Origin of the sequence: Terasakiella pusilla DSM 6293 (genome assembly GCF_000688235.1) — a bacterium.
Taxonomy (GTDB): Bacteria; Pseudomonadota; Alphaproteobacteria; order Rhodospirillales; family Terasakiellaceae; genus Terasakiella; species Terasakiella pusilla.
The window spans coordinates 26,319-44,242 of sequence record NZ_JHYO01000003.1; the positions used below are offsets into that span (position 1 = coordinate 26,319).

Below are 17,924 nucleotides of genomic sequence, written 5' to 3' on the forward strand. Positions count from 1 at the left end.
ATGACAAATTTCACCCCACGCGAAATTGTTTCGGAGCTGGATCGTTTTATCATCGGTCAGCAAAACGCCAAACGCGCCGTTGCCATTGCCCTGCGCTCACGCTGGCGCCGTCAGCAGCTGGAAAACCCGCTGCGTGATGAGGTTCTACCCAAAAACATCCTGATGATCGGCCCCACCGGTGTTGGTAAAACCGAGATTGCGCGCCGTTTGGCAAAGCTTGCAGAAGCCCCGTTTATCAAGGTTGAAGCCACCAAATTCACCGAAGTCGGCTATGTGGGCCGCGATGTGGAACAAATGATCCGTGATCTGGTTGAAAGCGCGATCAACATCGTTTCGGAAAAAATGAAAAAGGAAGTGAAGGCCAAGGCAGAGCTTGCTGCTGAAGAACGTGTACTCGACGCTTTGGTCGGGGAAACGGCGTCTGCCGAAACCCGCCAAAAATTCCGGGTTATGCTGCGCGAAGGCAAGCTGGATGATAAAGAGATCGAGCTGGATTTGGCAGATAACTCCAGCCTGTCCATGCCGACCATGGAAATCCCCGGCATGCCCGGTGCCCAAATGGGCATGATGAACCTGGGCGAAATGTTTGGCGATGCCTTTGGGGGGCGCAAGAAAAAGCGCAAAGTCACGGTTATCGAAAGTTACGAATTGCTGCTGGACGAAGAAGCCGACAAGCTTCTGGATAATGACAAAGTGGTCAGCGAAGCCCTGAGCAGCGTCGAAAATAACGGCATCGTCTTTATTGACGAGATCGATAAAATCACCACCCGTTCAGAAAAGACCGGCGGTGATGTGTCGCGCGAAGGTGTGCAACGTGACCTGCTGCCGATGCTGGAAGGAACAACTGTCACCACCAAGCACGGCACAGTTAATACCGATCACATCCTGTTTATTGCCTCCGGTGCGTTCCATGTCGCCAAACCAAGCGATTTGTTGCCGGAATTGCAAGGCCGTCTGCCTAATCGCGTTGAACTGTCTGCCCTGACCCGCGAAGACTTTAAACGCATCCTGACAGAACCGGAATCCAGCCTGATCAAGCAATATGTCGCCCTGATCGGCACGGAAGATGTGACGTTGGACTTTGAAGACGATGCGATTGAAGAGATCGCCAACCTTGCCGCCGAGATCAACCATAATGTGGAAAATATTGGTGCCCGTCGTCTGCACACGGTTTTGGAACGACTGCTGGAAGAAATCAGCTTTACGGCCAGTGAAAAAAGCGGCGAAACCCTGACCATCACCAAAGACATGGTGAAAGAAACCGTCGGTGAACTGGCCCAGAACGTTGATCTGTCAAAGTTCATTCTGTAATGGAAACGAAGTTCGACACCATCACGGAAGATAATCTACAGGTCTTCACCAAGGCGTTTTATGATGCGGTCCAGGAAGATGATCTTCTTGGACCCATCTTCCATGCCCGGATCGGCACGACAGATGAAGACTGGGCCCCGCATATGGATCGGGTCAACCAGTTCTGGTCGTCTTTGCTGCTGAACAAAGGAACGTTTAAAGGCAAGATGGTGCCCATCCACAACCAGATCCCCGATTTGGAGACAGAGCACTTTAAACGCTGGATGGAAATTTTTATGGCAACCGTCAATCTCTATTACGCAACCTCACCCTCCCTTGATCTGATGATCAAAGCCCAAACGGTGATGCGCACGCTCCATCGTGGCTATAAAGCACATTTGCGCAATAAAGCAGAGAAACAGGCCGCCTTAGAGACGGCCCCGAAAGACGCTTAAGGCGTTGTCTGCATCGCAACGGATTTAATGATTAAATCTCCGCTGATATTTTTCATAACGAAGCCGGAAAAGTCATCGCGAAAGCCGTTATCTGTTGTCTGCAGCACAGATTTGCCATCAATACTCACGCTCATGGCGCCTGCCGGATTTCTGATCCATTCAATCTCATGATATTTCTGGTCTTCCAGCTTCAGGCTGGACAGACTTGCAACCACGGACGAGCTGCTTTTATAGTTGCGCAACAACTGCAGGGCAGGGGTTTGGCCGGATCGATAGACCAGCTTATAGCCCACATCCGCCTCATTCCCCTGATAAGGTCCCATTTCAAACTGAGCGCCCTCTGCCCAGCTGGACAGGCTCATTTTGAGGGTAAAGGCATTTTTGACCGGTGTGGTGAGCTGGATCATCGCCGGATCATTTTTCGGCGTGACAGCCGCTTGTTGTTGTGTCTTGCCTTGCTGCTGTGTCTGCCCACCAAGGACCGCGCCCAACACGCCAATGATCATTTCTTCCTTACTCAGCTTTTGTTGCTGATTGGACGTGTTGTTTTGCGATGTGGTTGCACTGGCTTTTTCCACAATAGAACGCAAACCGTAACCTTTTTCGATCCAGTATTTGCCGCTGGTCACTTGCCATGCCGGATTTTTGGTAAAATCGCCGTCACTAAAGTCATCACTAAAGATCACACTCGGCAAAGACACATCGTATTTGGCGGCCAAATTCTTTAAATCCTGCAAAAATTTAGGATCAGCCGCGCGGGCTTTTTCCGCTTCGCTCACCAAGGTGCGTAGTTCTTTAACAAAAGCCGACTGTGCGGCGGTGTGAGGCGCGTTGGGATCAGACCAGGCGTTATAACGTGTTTGCGCCTGTGCGCTCACGGCGACAGCGCTCAACACAACTGCTAAAACCAATCGTTTCATAGGTCACTCCCAGATCTAAATATTTGACTTTGCACTCTTTCTATTGTGCCGCAACACCGACGTTCTGACAAGCTGCCTTAACTGGGGATCGTCTGTTCAATGCGCGCAATCAGATCCTCGATGGTTTCCTCATCCAAACGATTGATGCGACGTGACAACAGGTTTGCCAAATAGGTCGCATTCGCTGAGCGTTCCACCGTATCCACCACAATGCGGGGATGGGACAGGCCAGCAAGTTCCTTCAGTTCTTCCGCATCATCCCAGATCAGGTTGAAATAACCTGCCACCTGCATAACGAACCCCGGCCCCGGCTTGCCCCGCTTGCCATGTTCCAACGCAGACAAATAGGCCGAAGACACTTCAAGGTCTTTCGCCATTTGCTTCATGGTGATGCCGCGCGTTTTGCGCAACTGTCGTACTTTTTCGCCAAAAGGAGTCATAAGTTATACAAATTCCGGTTAACTTTGCCCCTGTTGATAATATAAGCGCCGATATGATACCAGCTTTTTTTATCAAAACTCTATCGACGCCAACGTTTTAGAAGGACATAAAGCGCCCCTTCCCCGCCTGATGCCTTTGGCGCATAGGAAAACGCAATGATCTTGGCGCGTAGGTTCGGTTGGTTCAGCCAATGGGGCACCATCTGACGCAAAACACCGATTTCTCCGGTTAAACGAGTGCCTTTACCTGTAATTACGCTGACGCAACGTTTACCATGCGCATAGGAACTATCAATAAACCGCATCAACGCGCTATGGGCTTGATCCTGCGTAAAACCATGCAGGTCCAATCGGCCTTCAATCGGCATTTTGCCGCGACTGAGCCGTTCCATCGTGCGTTTATCCACACCTGCCGCCTTGCCATGTTCTAAAGCGTGGAAAGATTTATGGGACTCATCCCCGCGATGGACAATATAAGGGCTCGCCGTATCAGGGAAGGGACGTGTCGCCACAGGTTCCGGCATGGGGTCCGCCCCGTCCAGATCGACCATACGGCCGGGCAGGGGTTTGACCTCATCCGTAATCTTTTTCCAAAGCTGGGTTTCCCCAACACTCAGGCCACGGCTACGTCGTTCATGCTTTTCCTGATATTTAGGAGGCTTCGCCATTATCCTCAATCACCAGAATATGTAGTTTGCGCGGCCCATGGGCCCCTAACAAAAGTGTCTGTTCAATATCTGCTGTGCGCGACGGTCCCGTCACCCAGCTTAACGTCCGCGGCATAAAATCCGTCTTGTTGCTTTCCCGGCGCAGACGTGCATAAACCGCCTCATAGTCACCCACCAGATCAGCCGCTTTTAAAACGACAATGTGGTAGTCCGGCAGGAAATTCAATGTCGTCGGACTGTCGGCCCCGGAACGCAGCGCCAAAGACCCGGTTTCCGCTGCCCCGGCATAGGCCATCACAACGCCGACCAAATCGTCGCCAGTACTAAAGCCTGTGCTCGCGTCCAGCTTTGACCAATCTAGTTTTTGCAGCTCAGGATGATCGGCCAGACGGACTGTCGCGTCCAGTTCCTGTTCTTTCAGGTATTTTGCGACCGCTTTCGGCACATTTTCCAATGCTTTAAGTCGGGATACAGTGGCATTGACCTCGGTTGCCATTTTGACAAACAGGCTCAACTGCGCTTTAGCATCCCCCTGTCCACGTTTAGGGATCAGGTTGCTTTGAGGCGTGTTCAGACGTGCTTCCAACTGTTGGCAGCTGTCACGTTCAAATGCGCCCCGACCCAAGGACCAACGCACACGGCCGAGAATATAATCACGTGAACTCATGAACGGCGTCCTCCCTTTTCTGACCAAAGCTGCTGGAAGGTTTTACCTTCTGGCGCGGGAAAGTCACGGCTTTTCGTCCAGGCTTTGGAAAAGAGCAACGATTTAAAGTGTCCGTTCTTACGCCCAAGTAGACCTAGCAGGCGCATCTTGATCTTTGCGCCAAAGTGATAGGCCTTAGGCCGCACCGCCCAAAACGCCCAGACCGACATGGCGAGACGCTGCAGAATCGGCACAGGTCCATCTTCCCACTGTTTTTCCCGCCAAGACCGCAACATCTGCGGGATCGGGATCCGCACGGGACAGACTTCTTCACATTTACCGCACATGGTCGAAGCATTGGGCAGATCACAGGACTGTTCCAACCCATAAATCGCCGGTGTCAAAACCGACCCCATCGGCCCCGGATAGATCGACCCATAGGCATGACCACCCACGGACTGATAGACCGGACAATGGTTGATACAGGCGGAACAACGGATGCAGCGCAGCATGTCATGGGTGTCATGCCCCAACATGCGCGAACGCCCATTATCCAGAATGACCACATGGAACTGATCCGGCCCATCGGGATCATCCATCTGCTTTGGCCCTGTGGAAAACGTGGTATAGACCGATTGTTCCTGCCCGGTGGCTGAACGCGCCAGCACCCGCAACAGGGTCGCGCAATCCTCAAGGTTCGGCACCATTTTTTCGATAGAACACAAGACGATATGGACCCGCGGTAAAGTCTGGGTCAAATCCCCGTTGCCTTCGTTGGTGACAATCACGGTCGAGCCTGTCTCCGCAATCATAAAGTTGGCACCGGTAATGCCCACATCTGCGGCAATAAACTTTTTGCGCAACATGGCGCGGGCTTCTTTTAACAGGTCTTCCGGTTCATCCAAATTCCGTTCGGGTGGCAATTCCGTATGGGTTTTACGGAAGGCTTCTTCCACATGGCTTTTGCGCAAATGGATCGCAGGGGCGATAATATGGCTCGGCGGCTCATTGCGGAGCTGGATGATATATTCGCCCAAGTCGGTTTCGACCGGGATCAGGCCTTTTTCTTCCAGATATTCGTTGATCGCCATTTCCTCGCCGATCATCGATTTGCCTTTGGTCACGGTCTTTGCACCGACAGACTCACAGATATCATAAACGATCTTGCGACCATCCTCGATATCACGCGCCCAATGGACATGACCGCCGGTTTCCTGCACCTTGCACTCAAACTTCTCCAGATAAAAATCCAGATGGCGCAGGGTGTGATCTTTGATATCGCGGGCTTGATCGCGCAAGGCTTCAAATTCCGGCAAGCGGGCAGCGGCTGCCAGACGTTTCAGCGGAAAGCCGGTGCCAAGCTTGGCCAAAGACGCTTGAAGATCTTCGTCCTTTAAGGCTTTGGCGGCATTTTCTTTAAAATTATGGGCGTTCAGTTTCATGATTTAGCCCTTCCTTGAAATCGGGGCAACGTCATCACACATGCCTGCCAACACTTCTGCGACATGGCGAACCTCAACCGTTTCCCCACGGCGCGTCAGGCGACCTGCGATATTCATCAGGCAGCCGAGATCCCCGCCAAGAACCATATCAGCTTCAGTCTTCAGGATATCGTCACATTTATCATCGGCAATACGGGTGGAAATATCGGAATATTTGAGACAGAACGTCCCGCCAAACCCGCAGCAACGCTCGGCATTTTCCCCTTCAACCAGATCAAGGCCTTCAACCGCGTTCATTAACGTGCGCGGCTGGTCCTTGATCCCCAGTTCACGCAAGCCCGAACAGCTATCATGATAGGTAACTTTGCGATTAAGGGTCGTCTCAACCTCTTTCACATCCAGCACGTCTGTCAGGAAAGACATCAGCTCATAGGTTTTGCGCGACAGGTCAAGCGCGCGCTTGTGCCAGTCGGCCTGATCGCTAAACAGTTCGGGATAATGTTTTTTGATCATCGCTGCGCAGGACCCGCTGGGGGCGACCACGTAATCGAATTTTTCAAACTCTTCGATAACCATTTCCGCCATTTTGCGGGCATCATGGCGATCCCCACTGTTAAAAGCAGGCTGACCGCAACAGGTTTGACGTTCAGGCACACAGATGGAACACCCGGCCTCGCTCATAAGTTTTACGGCTGCAAAGGCGACGGTCGGGCGAAATAAATCTACCAGACAGGTCACAAACAAACCGACGTTTTTCTCTTCTCCAGACATGCCTATAGAATGAGGCTTTTGCCCACAGAAAACAAGCTTTTGTGCGTCAGGGTTAACGCTTAAAGCCTCTCTGTCAGATGAAACTGCAAAACAAAAAAAGCGCCCCATCGGGACGCTTTTTAAAATCTTTAAGCGATGGCCTTTCGGCGTCTACGCAGCAAGGGTAAAAGCTCGACAGCAAGGATACAGCTAAACATGATCGCACAGCCGATATACCCTTCTGTGGTCAAGCGTTCCCCTTGGATCAAGGCTCCGGCTAGGGCGGCAAACAGGATTTCGCCACTCATGATAATCGCCGCATCCGCCTGCGGTGTGTGACGTTGGGCAATCGCTTGCAAGGTAAAAGCCACCCCGATGGACAGAATACCCGCATACAGCAAGTCGGGGCCGGCAGCGATGACACTTTGCAGCTCAATGGTTTCCAACGGAATCGCGATCGACACCCCCAAGATCGCGCAGACCCCAAACTGGGTTGCCGCCACCAGAACAGGCGTTTGAGTTGATTTCACCACAAACCCGATGACAATCACCTGCAGCGCCCAGAAAATAGAGCCCCCAAGAATCCAGACATCACCTGTGTTTAAGGCGCTAAAGCTGCCACCGGACAGATAATATGTCCCGACCAGACAGCCAAACGCGGCCGGCCAGATCGTCCAGTGCGGCAATTGACGCCAAAACACCAACATGATCAGTGGCACCATCGGCACATAAAGGCCAGTAAAGAAGCCCGCATTGGTGACAGACGTATTCATCAAGCCGATCTGCTGAGAGGCTGAGCCTGTAAACAAAAACAGACCGCACAACAACATACCAATCCAGTCTTTCGTCTGGATAGAACCGCCTTGGGATTTCAGGCGGTAATATTCCCGCAAGCCTAATGGCAGGACAACCAGTGTCCCCAACACAAAACGAAAGCCTGTAAAAGTAAAAGGCCCCACGTGATCGAGACCGTTTTGTTGGGCCACAAAAGCGGTGCCCCAGATAAAAGCCGTAGTCAAAAGAAGTAGGTTAGCGCGAAATCGACTCATATCGGTCACTCAAACAAATCATAAAAGGTCGCTACAGATGCCAAAACCCAGCACGCAGGTCAAGCATATTGCATATTGGATATCTTCATAAAAACCGCCGGATCATTTCTGACCCGGCGGCTTCTTTGCTTCAGTTGAAATCAAACCTAGGCAAGTAAACTTATGCGCCACTCATGGACTTTTCCGAACGTTTACGCACGTGCGGATCAAGGTAGAATTTACGCAGACGGATGCTTTCCGGTGTAACTTCCACCAGTTCGTCATCCTGAATATAGGCAATCGCATCTTCCAACGTGATCGGGCGCGGCGGTGTCAAACGAATGGCATCGTCTTTACCGGACGCACGGTGGTTGGTCAGCTGCTTGGATTTCAACGGGTTCACTTCAAGGTCAGTGCCTTTCGCATGTTCCCCGATGATCATCCCCTGATAGACTTTTGTCTGCGGATTGATAAACAGCGGGCCACGGCCTTCCAAGTTCGCCAGTGCATACGCAACAGCCGCCCCATCAACCATAGAGATCAGAACGCCGTTACGACGCCCCGGGATCGGGCCGGCAAACGGGCCAAAGTGGTGGAACGTACGGGCCATGATGCCTGTCCCGCGGGTTTCTGTCAGGAATTCACCGTGATAACCGATCAGGCCACGCGCCGGCGCATGGAAGGTCAAACGGGTTTTACCGCCGCCAGACGGGCGCATTTCCGTCATTTTACCTTTACGGATGGACAGACTTTCCACAACGATACCGGAGAATTCTTCATCCACATCCACTTGAACTTCTTCAAACGGTTCCAGTTTTTCACCTGTTTCCGGATCAATCTGGATCAAAACGCGCGGACGTGAAATCCCCAGCTCGAAACCTTCGCGGCGCATGGTTTCAATGATCACGCCCAACTGAAGTTCGCCACGACCGGCGACTTCAAAGCTATCAGCGTTTTCGGTTTCAGAAACGGTGATAGCAACGTTGCCTTCTGCTTCGGCAAACAAACGGTCACGGATCATACGAGAGGTAATCTTTTTACCTTCTTGGCCCGCCAGCGGCGAATCGTTTACAGAGAAGGTCATCGCAAGGGTCGGTGGATCGATCGGCTGGGCCTTCAGCGGCACAGTCAGCGCCGGATCACACAAAGTGTCGGCCACGTTGGCTTTTGTCAGACCCGCAACAGCCACAATGTCACCCGCATGGGCTTCAGTGACCGGTACACGTTCCACACCACGGAAAGACAGAAGCTTTGTGATACGCGCTTGTTCAATCGTTTCCCCGTCAACACTCATGGCTTTGAGGTTTTGGTTCACCTTGAAGACACCTGTCTGCACACGACCTGTCAGGATACGACCCAAGAACGGATCGGATTCCAGTGTCGTTGCCAACATGGAGAACGGCTTCGTGGTATCGCCTTCCGGCTCTTTTACATGCTTGAGGATCAGATCAAACAACGGTGTCAGGTCTGTGCGTTCCCCATCCGGTGTTTCAGCCGCCCAGCCATTTTTACCAGAGGCAAACAGGGTCGGGAAGTCGAGCTGTTCGTCGTTGGCTTCCAGCGCAGAGAACAAATCAAAACATTCGTCCTGCACTTCGTAAGGACGTGCATCCGGACGGTCAGCCTTGTTGACAACAACAATCGGCTTCAAGCCCAGTTTCAAGGCTTTACCCGTTACGAACTTTGTTTGTGGCATCGGGCCTTCAGCCGCATCCACCAACAAGACCACACCGTCAACCATGGACAGGATCCGTTCAACTTCACCACCGAAATCCGCGTGACCCGGTGTATCGACGATGTTGATGCGAACGCCTTCCCATTCAACGGACGTACATTTTGCCAAAATCGTGATACCGCGTTCTTTTTCGATATCGCCGGAATCCATGACGCGCTCTTCAACACGTTGGTTTTCGCGAAACTGGCCGCTTTGTTTCATAAGTTCATCAACCAGCGTCGTCTTGCCGTGGTCAACGTGTGCGATGATCGCAATATTGCGAAGTTCCATAACTTTGATCCTGAGAAGGGGAATTTAAAATTTGGGGCGGAATATACGCTTATTGAGGAAAACAGCAAGCGTTCATATTAGACCCTACATTGTATCGGTGGATAAAAAGTCTTTGTAAAAGTCGTCACCCACCTATTTGCGAGAAATAAAAAACCCCTTCAAAAGAAATCCTTTGAAGGGGTTTTATAATTCATTTTTTCTATTGTGACAGTGCCTTACCAGCAAGGTCTGCCAGATTTGCTTCTGGGCGCGCACCATAGTGACTAATCACTTCTGCCGCACAGATGGACCCTAAACGGGCACATGTTCCCATATCAAATTCTTTGGTGTAGCCAAACAGGAAGCCCGCTGCATACGCATCACCGGCCCCTGTTGTATCGACAACCTGTGCCACCGGTTCGCAATCCACCACATGAATTTCATTACCGGAAATCACGACCGAGCCTTTTTCCCCGCGCGTCAACACGGCAACGCTGCATTTGTCACGCACACACTGAAGAGCTGCATCAAAGCTATCTACTTCATAAAGGGATTTGATCTCGTCTTCATTGGCAAACAGAATATCCACATGATGTTCCACCAAATCCTGAAAAGACTTGCGGTGGCGATCCACACAAAATGCATCTGACAGGCTGAGGGCAACCTGACGATCTGCTTTATGGGCGGCCATAGACGCTTTCAAGAAAGCTTCTTTGGCATGATCCGGATCCCACAAATAGCCTTCAAGATAGGTCACGGCCCCACGGGCAATGTAATCAGGGTCAATGTCATCCGGTGTCAGATTGACGCACGCCCCCAAGAAAGTATTCATGGTGCGTTGAGCATCTTCAGTCACCAAGATCAGGCAACGCGCCGTGCTTGGCCCATCAGTTGCCAGCTTGGAAGAAAAATCAACACCCGCCGCTTTGATATCATGAGCAAAGATTTTACCCAGACCGTCCTCTTTTACCTTACCGATAAAAGCTGATTTTGCGCCTAGATTTGCCAGACAAGCAATCGTATTGGCAGCGGACCCGCCGGAACATTCAACGCCCGGACCCATCTGGTCATATAATCTATCCGCTTGTGTTGCATCAATCAGGGACATGCTGCCTTTGTTCAGGCCATGTTCCGTCAAAAATGCATCATCCGACTTGCTCAACACGTCTACAATCGCATTGCCAATGCCGATGACGTCAAAATCTACATTCGACATGATCTACTCTCCCGAGGTTAACTCTTTGAGGCGCAGTATAGGGAGATTGACCCAGACAACAAGCACAATCCACTGTTTTTTAAGTTGTTTCCTTCGCCCGAACGCGTATCATGAGAAAAATGTTAAAAATTTGAGGGAAAATGGCTCGTACAAGGGACATATCCAGAAAAATGAAAAACGGATTTTTTCTATCCGTTATCTCCGGCTTTATCCTTTTTATCGGTTGGTTGGCCTACAACACCACTTACCAAGACCTCAGTAAACAATATAGCGTCCACCTCTCTGACAAATCACAACTTTTCAGAAGCTACCTGAAAGGGGAGCTTGATAAGGTGCAACTCGTCGCGGATATGCTGTCGCGCCACCCCGTCTTACAAAACACTTTACAGACATCCCTTCAACCGACCAGCCTTGAACAGACAAACCTTTTTCTGCAAAGCACCAATGATCGCTTAAAAACAGCCGACATCTTTATCATGGATCGCTCCGGCCTAACCGTTGCTGCCAGTAACTTTAATAAAGACACAAGCTTCATCGGCAAAAACTATGCCTTTCGCCCTTATTTTACCCAAGCCCTGAGCAAACAGAAGGGACAATTTCTCGCCATCGGGGTGACATCCAAAAAGCTGGGGTTCTATGTCTCGCGCGCAATTATGTTGAACGGGCAGACCCTCGGCATTGTGGTCGTCAAAATCGATCTTGATCAGTTGCATCATCTGACTCAGGATTTAAAGGGCGACTTTGCCTTAATGGACAACAAGAACATTTTGTTCTTTAGTTCCAACGACAATTACACCCTGAAATCGATCGGCACCATCTCCGCCAAAGACCGCTTGGAAATTACCCGCACCCGGCAATATCCCATCACCCGGATTGTCCCGATCGATATTAAAAGCTCTGCCGGCAACATTCTCGACGCCAAGACCGTTAGTATTTTCGGACATAGATACCTCTCTCAAAATACTTACATTCAGGAAACCGACTGGTCGATCCTGATGTTCAGCCCTTTAATGAAGATTGAAAGAACATCCCTGACCAACTCAATTCTGGTCAGTGCCGTTGGCTTTATCATCTTCATCGCGTTTTACACCATGTATAAACGCCGCATCGATAACGAACGACTTCAAACCATTGTTGAGAACCTACCCAGCGGAGTCACCCTGTTTGATGAAGACCTTAAGTTATTGATTTGCAATGATAAATTAAAAGAACTTCTGGAATTTCCCGATACTCTTTTTCAAGACAGACATACCAAGCTGGAAGATCTGCTGCGCTATAATGCCGAACGTGGCGAATATGGCGAAGGTGACCCGATTGAATTGACGAAACAAGCGATGCATCGCACCCAACTGCGCAAAGACCATGTCTTTGAACGCACCCGCCCCAACGGCACCGTCTTGGAAGTTCGCGGCAAATGGTTACGCAACGCCTTTGTCACCACCTACACCGATATTACTGAACGCAAAAAAGCCGAGGAAGAAGCAAAACGCAACGCCTCTTACCTGCAAGCCTTGCTGCAAAATCTGGATCAGGGCGTCACGGTCATCGATGAAAAGCTCAATATCGTTTATTGGAACAAGGCGTTTTTTAAATTATTGGACCTGCCCGATAGCTTGATGAAACCCGTCATGAAGTATGACGACCTGATCCGCTACAATGCCAAGCGTGGGGAATATGGTCCGGGGGATATTGAACAACATGTCCAAACACGGGTACAGGCTTCCTTGAAGTTCGAGCCACACCATTTCGAACGCACACGGCCAGACGGGCGCACCCTTGAAGTCACCGGCAAACCCTTAAAAATCAACGGACAATCTTTCGGTTTTATCACCACTTATGTGGATATTACCGAACATAAACGCATGGCCAGCCGCCTGCGCGAAATGGCAAATACCGATGTGTTGACCGAGCTTTATAACCGTCGTTATTTCACCACACTTTTAACCCGCGAAATTAAACGCTGTGAACGTACGGGTCATGCCTTGTCTGTTCTGTTGCTGGATCTTGACCACTTTAAATCCGTCAATGACAGATTCGGACACAATATCGGGGATTTGACCTTAAAAAGTTTTGCCAAGACCTGTAAGGGAGAATTGCGCGACATTGATATCATGGGCCGATTGGGCGGGGAAGAGTTCGGCATCTACCTGCCGGAAACCGGACGCGACGGCGCCTTTATCCTGGCCGAACGTATCCGCGAAGCCATCGGAAAAATGGAATTGCGTGACGAAAACGACACCCCCTTCCACATCACCGTGTCTATCGGGGTTTGCGTCTATGACAGTATGTTTGATGAACGCATGGAAGACCTGATTAAACGCGCAGATAAAACCCTCTATCGCGCCAAATCACAGGGGCGCAACCGCGTCTGTTAATCTGGTGATTTACCCAGATACCCTGTCTCGATATCACGCAACAAACCTTTTGAAGCTTCCTCGATCAGATCCAGCACATAGTCAAAACCGGACGGCCCGCCATAATACGGGTCCGGCACTTCTTCTTCCGGGCTGTTGGGGTCGAAGCTTAAAAACATATGTAGGCGATCTTCATAACCGGACGGGGCAATCTGTTGCAGGTTCGCGTAATTTGACCGATCCATCGCCAGCACATAATCAAAGGTGATAAAATCTTTCGGTTTCACCTGACGGCCGCGTAAATCCGATAGGTCAATGCCACGTTCAAGGGCGGCTTTTTGCGCCCGTTCATCCGGCGGGCTGCCCACATGCCAGCTTCCGGTGCCCGCAGAATCGGTCAGAATTTCACCCGCCAATCCTTTTTTAGCGACGAGATCCCGAAAAACGCCTTCCGCACTGGGTGAGCGACAGATATTGCCTAAACAGACGAATAGAACTTTGACCACAGACCTTCCCCTTCTTGTTATTTTTTCATAATATGGGGCGTATTTTGAAAGGGCGCAACCATGAACAGACGAATTGATCCAAACGGCACCATTGTCATCCTGACAGGGGCGGGAATTTCGCGAGAATCCGGTCTGGATACCTTCCGCTGTGAAGGTGGCATCTGGGCACAAGTCGATCTGGAAGATGTCGCCACCCCCGAAGGCTTTCAACGCAATCCAAAGATGGTGCAAGACTTTTACAACGCCCGACGCGCCCAATTGGTTGAGGAAAAACCCCAACCCAACCCCGGCCATCTTGCCCTTGCCAAACTGGAGCGTGACTGGCCCGGACGTGTCCTGATTGTGACGCAAAACATCGATAATCTGCACGAAGAAGCCGGCAATAAAAATATCATCCATATGCATGGGGAGCTGTTGAAAATCACCTGCACCCAGTGCGACAGCGTGCGCCCGTGGGACCAAGACCTGCATATCGATACGTCCTGTCCGAGTTGCCACAACATCGGCACCTTACGCCCCCATGTGGTCTGGTTTGGTGAAATGCCCCTGCAAATGGAAGAGATTTACGACGCATTGGAAGATGCCGACCTGTTTATGTCCATCGGCACCTCCGGCAATGTCTATCCCGCTGCGGGCTTTGTGCAAGCGGTCAAGCAAATGGGGGGGTGCCATAGTGTGGAACTGAACCTCGATCCCTCCAACGGGGCGACCTTGTTTGATGAAACGGTCTATGGTCCGGCAAGTGAAGTTGTCCCCGCCTATGTGGATGCCCTGTTAAAGAATGGATGATCTGCTTGCCGACATTCGCGCCTGCCACATTTGTGCCGACCTGCCGTTAGGTCCACGCCCAATTATTCGGGCACAAACATCGGCAAAAATTCTCATCATCGGGCAAGCACCGGGCACCAAGGTTCACGAAACCGGCGTGCCGTGGAACGACCCATCCGGGGATCGGTTGCGCGACTGGATGGGCCTTGCGCCGGATCAGTTTTATGACGACAGCACCATTGCCATTATGCCCATGGGATTATGTTACCCCGGCAAGATCGAAAAAGGCGGGGATAAGCCGCCACGTCCTGAATGTGCGCCTGCCTGGCATCAAAAGGTCTTGGATGAATTGGTCAATATCAAGCTGACGTTGCTGGTCGGATCATACGCCCAAGCCTATTATCTGGGTAAAAGACGTCATAAAACCATGACAGACACCATTCGGCACTGGCAGGATTATCGCAGGGACAATCTGTTTGTGCTGCCCCATCCCAGCTGGCGCGTCACCAATTTGATACAGAAAAACCCCTGGCTTTCGACAGAGGTTTTTCCGCAGTTAAAACAGGATGTGCGCGCACTTATTTAAGGCGTTTTTCGATCGCATCCCAGATTTTAGCTTCCAGACACACACCATCAAAGCGGTTGATCTCTTGCAAACCCGTCGGGGAGGTCACGTTGATTTCCGTCATATAGTCGCCAATCACATCGATGCCGACAAAGATCAGGTCACGGTCTTTTAAATCCTGCCCGATGCGCGCACAAATTTCGCGTTCACGATCGGTCAATTCGGACTGTGCAGGCTTGCCACCCACATGCATGTTAGATCGCGCTTCGCCTTCTGCCGGAATACGGTTCAAGGCACCGACAGGTTCCCCATCCACCAAAATGATGCGTTTGTCACCTTTGCGCACATCCGGTAAATAGGCTTGGATCATAAAGGGTTCCGGGTATTGTTGCTCGAACATTTCCAGCAGGGAATTCAGGTTTTCATCACCCGGTTTCAAGTGGAAAACACCCGCCCCGCCATTGCCAAACAACGGCTTCACGATAATATCTTTATGTTGATCACGGAACGCTTCAATCTGTTGTTTGTTGCGCGTGATCATAGTCGGCGGCATCAAGTCAGGATATTTGGTGACAAACAGTTTTTCCGGCGCGTTGCGCACCTGCATCGGATCATTCACCACAAACGTCTCCGGGTGAATGTGATCCAGCAAATGGGACGCGGTGATATAGCCCATGTCAAACGGCGGGTCTTGGCGCATCAGGACCACATCCACATCGTCTTTCAAATCAATCCAGTGGGCCTCACCCACCTCAAAATGATTGCCTTTTTCACGGCGCAAAGTCAGCGGGCGGGCAAGGGCGATCACCCGACCATCCACCATGGTCAAATCCTGTGCCAGATAATGAAACAGGCTATAGCCGCGTTTCTGGGCTTCCAGCCCCATGACGAAAGTAGAGTCTCCATTGATATCAATGGATTCAATCGGGTCCATCTGGATAGCGACACGCAATGACATAGCTGTTCCTTAACAAAAACATTTGAGTGATGCCAGATATAGCCCAGGACGTGATCTTTCGCCAGTGCTTGATCGCAAAATTGCCTCACACCTGTGTAAAGCCAGCAAAAAGCCGTCTAATCTGACAACGCCCCTTCCAAATCGGCGATAATATGACGGGTATGGCGTTTGGTATTTTCATCCTCGGTGTGCAGCAACGCCTGTTTTAAATCCGCCACCGCTTGCGCCAATTGTCCGATCCGTGCTTTTAACAACCCGCTTTCACGCCAAAAAGCCGCGGAGTCTGCTTCCAAGAGGATCAGGATGTGCAACACCTCCAACGCCTCCTGTGTTTGCTCACAGCGCAAAAAATGCGATTTAATGGCATTTAGGTGGCGGATAAACACCGTTTTGGGGCTAAGCTCTTGATAATACTGCGGCCCCAATTCCACATCGGCCCCACCAATGACCTTGAGAAACTGGCGCAGGTCAACGGCTTCCAGCTCCAAAACACCGGCAAACGGATCAAAAATAATCCGGTTTGGCCCCTCTTCCACCCGGATCAGGCAATGGGCGGGGAAGTTCAGCACATCGGCTTTTAAGCCGCAGTGATGTAAACAATAAAGATAGATAAACCCCAGCCCCATTGCGGTTCCACAGCCTGTTTTCAGGATGGAAAACAGGTTCATATGATCCAGATCATCATAGGCGTCTTCATCACCATGAAAATCGTTTTCCCCCACCATATAGGCCCGCAACACAGCAACTTTATCAGTCAAGCGCTGATCCGCAGACAGATCGGTCTTGAGCCCTTCTGCAAGTTCGTGGAGTTTCAACAATCCGTCTTCGATCTTTGCGGAAGGACGCAGCGCCTTGGAGACCAAAGCAAAGGCGCGGGCATAGTCAAAGTCCTGATCGGACTGTGTTGATAAGGCTTCAAATCCCGTAATAAGACTGTGGGGCAGGCTCATTTAGCATTTGCCGTTTTGGGTTGCTCTTTAAACATGGATTTACGCGGTTTAATTTGAACGTGGCTCACCACTTTGCGCACATAAGGCATGGATTTGGCGTGGCGGATAAAACGATTTAATTCCGCCGGGCTTTGCGCCATACCGGTGACATAGACGACCCCGCCCTGAATGGAATATTTATAGTTAATTTCCATCAATTGCGGGTCAAACGTCGTTGCGGTGTACAGTTTTGCGCTAATCCATGTGTCATAGGCGAAATCCTGCATATCGCTTTCTTTTTTCAACAGAATCTCGTTGTAGACATCCTTGACACCTTCCACCAGCCAGACCAGAGCGATGGCTTGGGCGCGTTGTTCTTCGGTTTCCACACTCCCTGTCACCATGGCATTGCCATTATAGACAATCACGGTCAAATCAGAGGCGAAAGTGAGATCAGCCCCCGCCCATTTTGCGATGATATCGGCCTTAAGCGAATAATCATTGGCCGCCCCGTCAAGGCCGCGTTCTTCCATCGCCATGGAGCCCGCTGTCGTCCCTGCCGTCACCAACATGCCAACGGGCGTACAGGAAACCAGAACCAAACCAAGAAGAAGAAAAGCAGATAAACGCTGTGTCATGTCTCGTCAAACCAGGCATTTTTTAGATGTTGAGGCCATCGCGATGTGGAAATCGCCAAAAAATCAAATCGGATTTCCAGCCCACAATAACGTGGATTGACAGAAAGAAAAGACTTTGCCGCATTGAGAATGCGCTTTTGTTGAAAAGGGCTGAGGGCATACAGCGCATCATCCATGTGCGCTCGGCTCTTAACCTCTATAAAAATAAGGGTTTTTCGCTTTCTCGCAATAATATCGATTTCACCGAAAGGGTTGCGATGATTGCGTTCTAAAATCTTGTAGCCTTTAAGGCGAAGATAGGCGCAGGCCAGATCTTCGCCCCAAAGTCCAAAACGAAACGCGGTTTTCTTTTCTCTTTCCATCCTTT

At 50.8% G+C, this 17,924-nt stretch carries 19 protein-coding genes; 5 read left to right on the forward strand and 14 right to left on the reverse strand.

What is annotated here, in order from left to right:
* Together hslU and Q397_RS23780 are read left to right on the forward strand one after the other, a co-directional pair.
* Positions 1-1,311 (forward strand): ATP-dependent protease ATPase subunit HslU, encoded by a 1,311-nt coding sequence (gene hslU, locus Q397_RS0102475; protein ID WP_028878061.1) that lies wholly within the window; start codon positions 1-3, stop codon positions 1,309-1,311.
* The gene (locus Q397_RS23780; RefSeq protein ID WP_051609636.1) at positions 1,311-1,745 is read left to right on the forward strand and encodes a group III truncated hemoglobin; all 435 of its coding nucleotides are present in this window, start codon (positions 1,311-1,313) and stop codon (positions 1,743-1,745) included. The genes hslU and Q397_RS23780 overlap by 1 nt, the downstream gene beginning before the upstream one ends.
* Here the strand turns inward: Q397_RS23780 and Q397_RS0102485 are convergent.
* From Q397_RS0102485 to Q397_RS0102525, 9 genes are all read right to left on the reverse strand, one after another.
* Positions 1,742-2,665: a hypothetical protein gene (locus Q397_RS0102485; RefSeq protein WP_028878062.1), complete on the reverse strand. Its 924-nt coding sequence runs from the start codon at positions 2,663-2,665 to the stop codon at positions 1,742-1,744. The genes Q397_RS23780 and Q397_RS0102485 overlap by 4 nt on opposite strands.
* Positions 2,666-2,742: 77 nt before the next feature.
* The gene (locus Q397_RS0102490; RefSeq protein ID WP_028878063.1) at positions 2,743-3,105 is read right to left on the reverse strand and encodes a helix-turn-helix domain-containing protein; all 363 of its coding nucleotides are present in this window, start codon (positions 3,103-3,105) and stop codon (positions 2,743-2,745) included.
* 80 nt (positions 3,106-3,185) lie between these two features.
* Positions 3,186-3,773, reverse strand: a complete 588-nt coding sequence (locus tag Q397_RS0102495; protein WP_028878064.1) for a Smr/MutS family protein — start codon at positions 3,771-3,773, stop codon at positions 3,186-3,188.
* A complete protein-coding gene (locus Q397_RS0102500) occupies positions 3,757-4,440 on the reverse strand; it encodes a LutC/YkgG family protein (RefSeq protein ID WP_028878065.1) in 684 nt (227 codons plus the stop codon). The genes Q397_RS0102495 and Q397_RS0102500 overlap by 17 nt, the downstream gene beginning before the upstream one ends.
* The gene (locus Q397_RS0102505) at positions 4,437-5,861 is read right to left on the reverse strand and encodes a LutB/LldF family L-lactate oxidation iron-sulfur protein (RefSeq protein ID WP_028878066.1); all 1,425 of its coding nucleotides are present in this window, start codon (positions 5,859-5,861) and stop codon (positions 4,437-4,439) included. The genes Q397_RS0102500 and Q397_RS0102505 overlap by 4 nt, the downstream gene beginning before the upstream one ends.
* A 3-nt stretch (positions 5,862-5,864) precedes the next feature.
* Positions 5,865-6,632: a (Fe-S)-binding protein gene (locus tag Q397_RS0102510; RefSeq protein ID WP_028878067.1), complete on the reverse strand. Its 768-nt coding sequence runs from the start codon at positions 6,630-6,632 to the stop codon at positions 5,865-5,867.
* 128 nt (positions 6,633-6,760) lie between these two features.
* Positions 6,761-7,660 (reverse strand): DMT family transporter, encoded by a 900-nt coding sequence (locus Q397_RS0102515; protein ID WP_028878068.1) that lies wholly within the window; start codon positions 7,658-7,660, stop codon positions 6,761-6,763.
* A 160-nt stretch (positions 7,661-7,820) separates the two neighbouring features.
* Positions 7,821-9,644, reverse strand: coding sequence for a translational GTPase TypA (typA, locus tag Q397_RS0102520; RefSeq protein WP_028878069.1), 1,824 nt, complete (start codon positions 9,642-9,644; stop codon positions 7,821-7,823).
* Positions 9,645-9,843: 199 nt separating this feature from the next.
* Positions 9,844-10,839, reverse strand: a complete 996-nt coding sequence (locus Q397_RS0102525) for an adenosine kinase (RefSeq protein WP_028878070.1) — start codon at positions 10,837-10,839, stop codon at positions 9,844-9,846.
* A 170-nt stretch (positions 10,840-11,009) separates the two neighbouring features.
* On the opposite strand from Q397_RS0102525, the gene Q397_RS0102530 reads away from it, so the two are divergent.
* A complete protein-coding gene (locus tag Q397_RS0102530) occupies positions 11,010-13,214 on the forward strand; it encodes a sensor domain-containing diguanylate cyclase (RefSeq protein ID WP_028878071.1) in 2,205 nt (734 codons plus the stop codon).
* On the opposite strand, the gene Q397_RS20745 is transcribed toward Q397_RS0102530, so the two are convergent.
* A complete protein-coding gene (locus Q397_RS20745) occupies positions 13,211-13,699 on the reverse strand; it encodes a low molecular weight protein-tyrosine-phosphatase (RefSeq protein WP_038012755.1) in 489 nt (162 codons plus the stop codon). The two genes, Q397_RS0102530 and Q397_RS20745, sit on opposite strands and share 4 nt — an antisense overlap.
* Before the next feature lie 60 nt (positions 13,700-13,759).
* Between Q397_RS20745 and cobB the strand changes: the two genes are divergently transcribed.
* Together cobB and Q397_RS0102545 are read left to right on the forward strand one after the other, a co-directional pair.
* Entirely contained in the window at positions 13,760-14,488 is a 729-nt protein-coding gene (gene cobB, locus Q397_RS0102540) for a Sir2 family NAD+-dependent deacetylase (RefSeq protein ID WP_028878072.1), read from the forward strand.
* The gene (locus Q397_RS0102545) at positions 14,481-15,053 is read left to right on the forward strand and encodes a uracil-DNA glycosylase family protein (RefSeq protein WP_028878073.1); all 573 of its coding nucleotides are present in this window, start codon (positions 14,481-14,483) and stop codon (positions 15,051-15,053) included. Before cobB ends, Q397_RS0102545 begins: the two co-directional genes overlap by 8 nt.
* On the opposite strand, the gene gshB is transcribed toward Q397_RS0102545, so the two are convergent.
* The 4 genes from gshB to Q397_RS0102565 all read right to left on the reverse strand — a co-directional run bounded on the left by gshB (position 15,046) and on the right by Q397_RS0102565 (position 17,919).
* On the reverse strand, positions 15,046-15,990 hold the full coding sequence (gshB, locus tag Q397_RS0102550; protein ID WP_028878074.1) for a glutathione synthase: 945 nt from the start codon (positions 15,988-15,990) through the stop codon (positions 15,046-15,048). The genes Q397_RS0102545 and gshB overlap by 8 nt on opposite strands.
* A gap of 116 nt (positions 15,991-16,106) precedes the next feature.
* A complete protein-coding gene (locus Q397_RS0102555; RefSeq protein ID WP_028878075.1) occupies positions 16,107-16,940 on the reverse strand; it encodes a transglutaminase family protein in 834 nt (277 codons plus the stop codon).
* On the reverse strand, positions 16,937-17,557 hold the full coding sequence (locus Q397_RS20750) for a BON domain-containing protein (protein WP_051609637.1): 621 nt from the start codon (positions 17,555-17,557) through the stop codon (positions 16,937-16,939). The genes Q397_RS0102555 and Q397_RS20750 overlap by 4 nt, the downstream gene beginning before the upstream one ends.
* The gene (locus Q397_RS0102565; protein WP_028878076.1) at positions 17,554-17,919 is read right to left on the reverse strand and encodes a YraN family protein; all 366 of its coding nucleotides are present in this window, start codon (positions 17,917-17,919) and stop codon (positions 17,554-17,556) included. Before Q397_RS0102565 ends, Q397_RS20750 begins: the two co-directional genes overlap by 4 nt.
* Positions 17,920-17,924 lie beyond the last annotated feature (5 nt).

Coding starts and splice junctions, on each gene's coding strand:
- hslU (WP_028878061.1), top strand. CDS start 1: ATGACAAATTTCACCCCACGCGAAATTGTTTCGGAGCTGGATCGTTTT.
- Q397_RS23780 (WP_051609636.1), top strand. CDS start 1,311: ATGGAAACGAAGTTCGACACCATCACGGAAGATAATCTACAGGTCTTC.
- Q397_RS0102485 (WP_028878062.1), bottom strand. CDS start 2,665: ATGAAACGATTGGTTTTAGCAGTTGTGTTGAGCGCTGTCGCCGTGAGC.
- Q397_RS0102490 (WP_028878063.1), bottom strand. CDS start 3,105: ATGACTCCTTTTGGCGAAAAAGTACGACAGTTGCGCAAAACGCGCGGC.
- Q397_RS0102495 (WP_028878064.1), bottom strand. CDS start 3,773: ATGGCGAAGCCTCCTAAATATCAGGAAAAGCATGAACGACGTAGCCGT.
- Q397_RS0102500 (WP_028878065.1), bottom strand. CDS start 4,440: ATGAGTTCACGTGATTATATTCTCGGCCGTGTGCGTTGGTCCTTGGGT.
- Q397_RS0102505 (WP_028878066.1), bottom strand. CDS start 5,861: ATGAAACTGAACGCCCATAATTTTAAAGAAAATGCCGCCAAAGCCTTA.
- Q397_RS0102510 (WP_028878067.1), bottom strand. CDS start 6,632: ATGTCTGGAGAAGAGAAAAACGTCGGTTTGTTTGTGACCTGTCTGGTA.
- Q397_RS0102515 (WP_028878068.1), bottom strand. CDS start 7,660: ATGAGTCGATTTCGCGCTAACCTACTTCTTTTGACTACGGCTTTTATC.
- typA (WP_028878069.1), bottom strand. CDS start 9,644: ATGGAACTTCGCAATATTGCGATCATCGCACACGTTGACCACGGCAAG.
- Q397_RS0102525 (WP_028878070.1), bottom strand. CDS start 10,839: ATGTCGAATGTAGATTTTGACGTCATCGGCATTGGCAATGCGATTGTA.
- Q397_RS0102530 (WP_028878071.1), top strand. CDS start 11,010: ATGAAAAACGGATTTTTTCTATCCGTTATCTCCGGCTTTATCCTTTTT.
- cobB (WP_028878072.1), top strand. CDS start 13,760: ATGAACAGACGAATTGATCCAAACGGCACCATTGTCATCCTGACAGGG.
- Q397_RS0102545 (WP_028878073.1), top strand. CDS start 14,481: ATGGATGATCTGCTTGCCGACATTCGCGCCTGCCACATTTGTGCCGAC.
- gshB (WP_028878074.1), bottom strand. CDS start 15,990: ATGTCATTGCGTGTCGCTATCCAGATGGACCCGATTGAATCCATTGAT.
- Q397_RS0102555 (WP_028878075.1), bottom strand. CDS start 16,940: ATGAGCCTGCCCCACAGTCTTATTACGGGATTTGAAGCCTTATCAACA.
- Q397_RS20750 (WP_051609637.1), bottom strand. CDS start 17,557: ATGACACAGCGTTTATCTGCTTTTCTTCTTCTTGGTTTGGTTCTGGTT.
- Q397_RS0102565 (WP_028878076.1), bottom strand. CDS start 17,919: ATGGAAAGAGAAAAGAAAACCGCGTTTCGTTTTGGACTTTGGGGCGAA.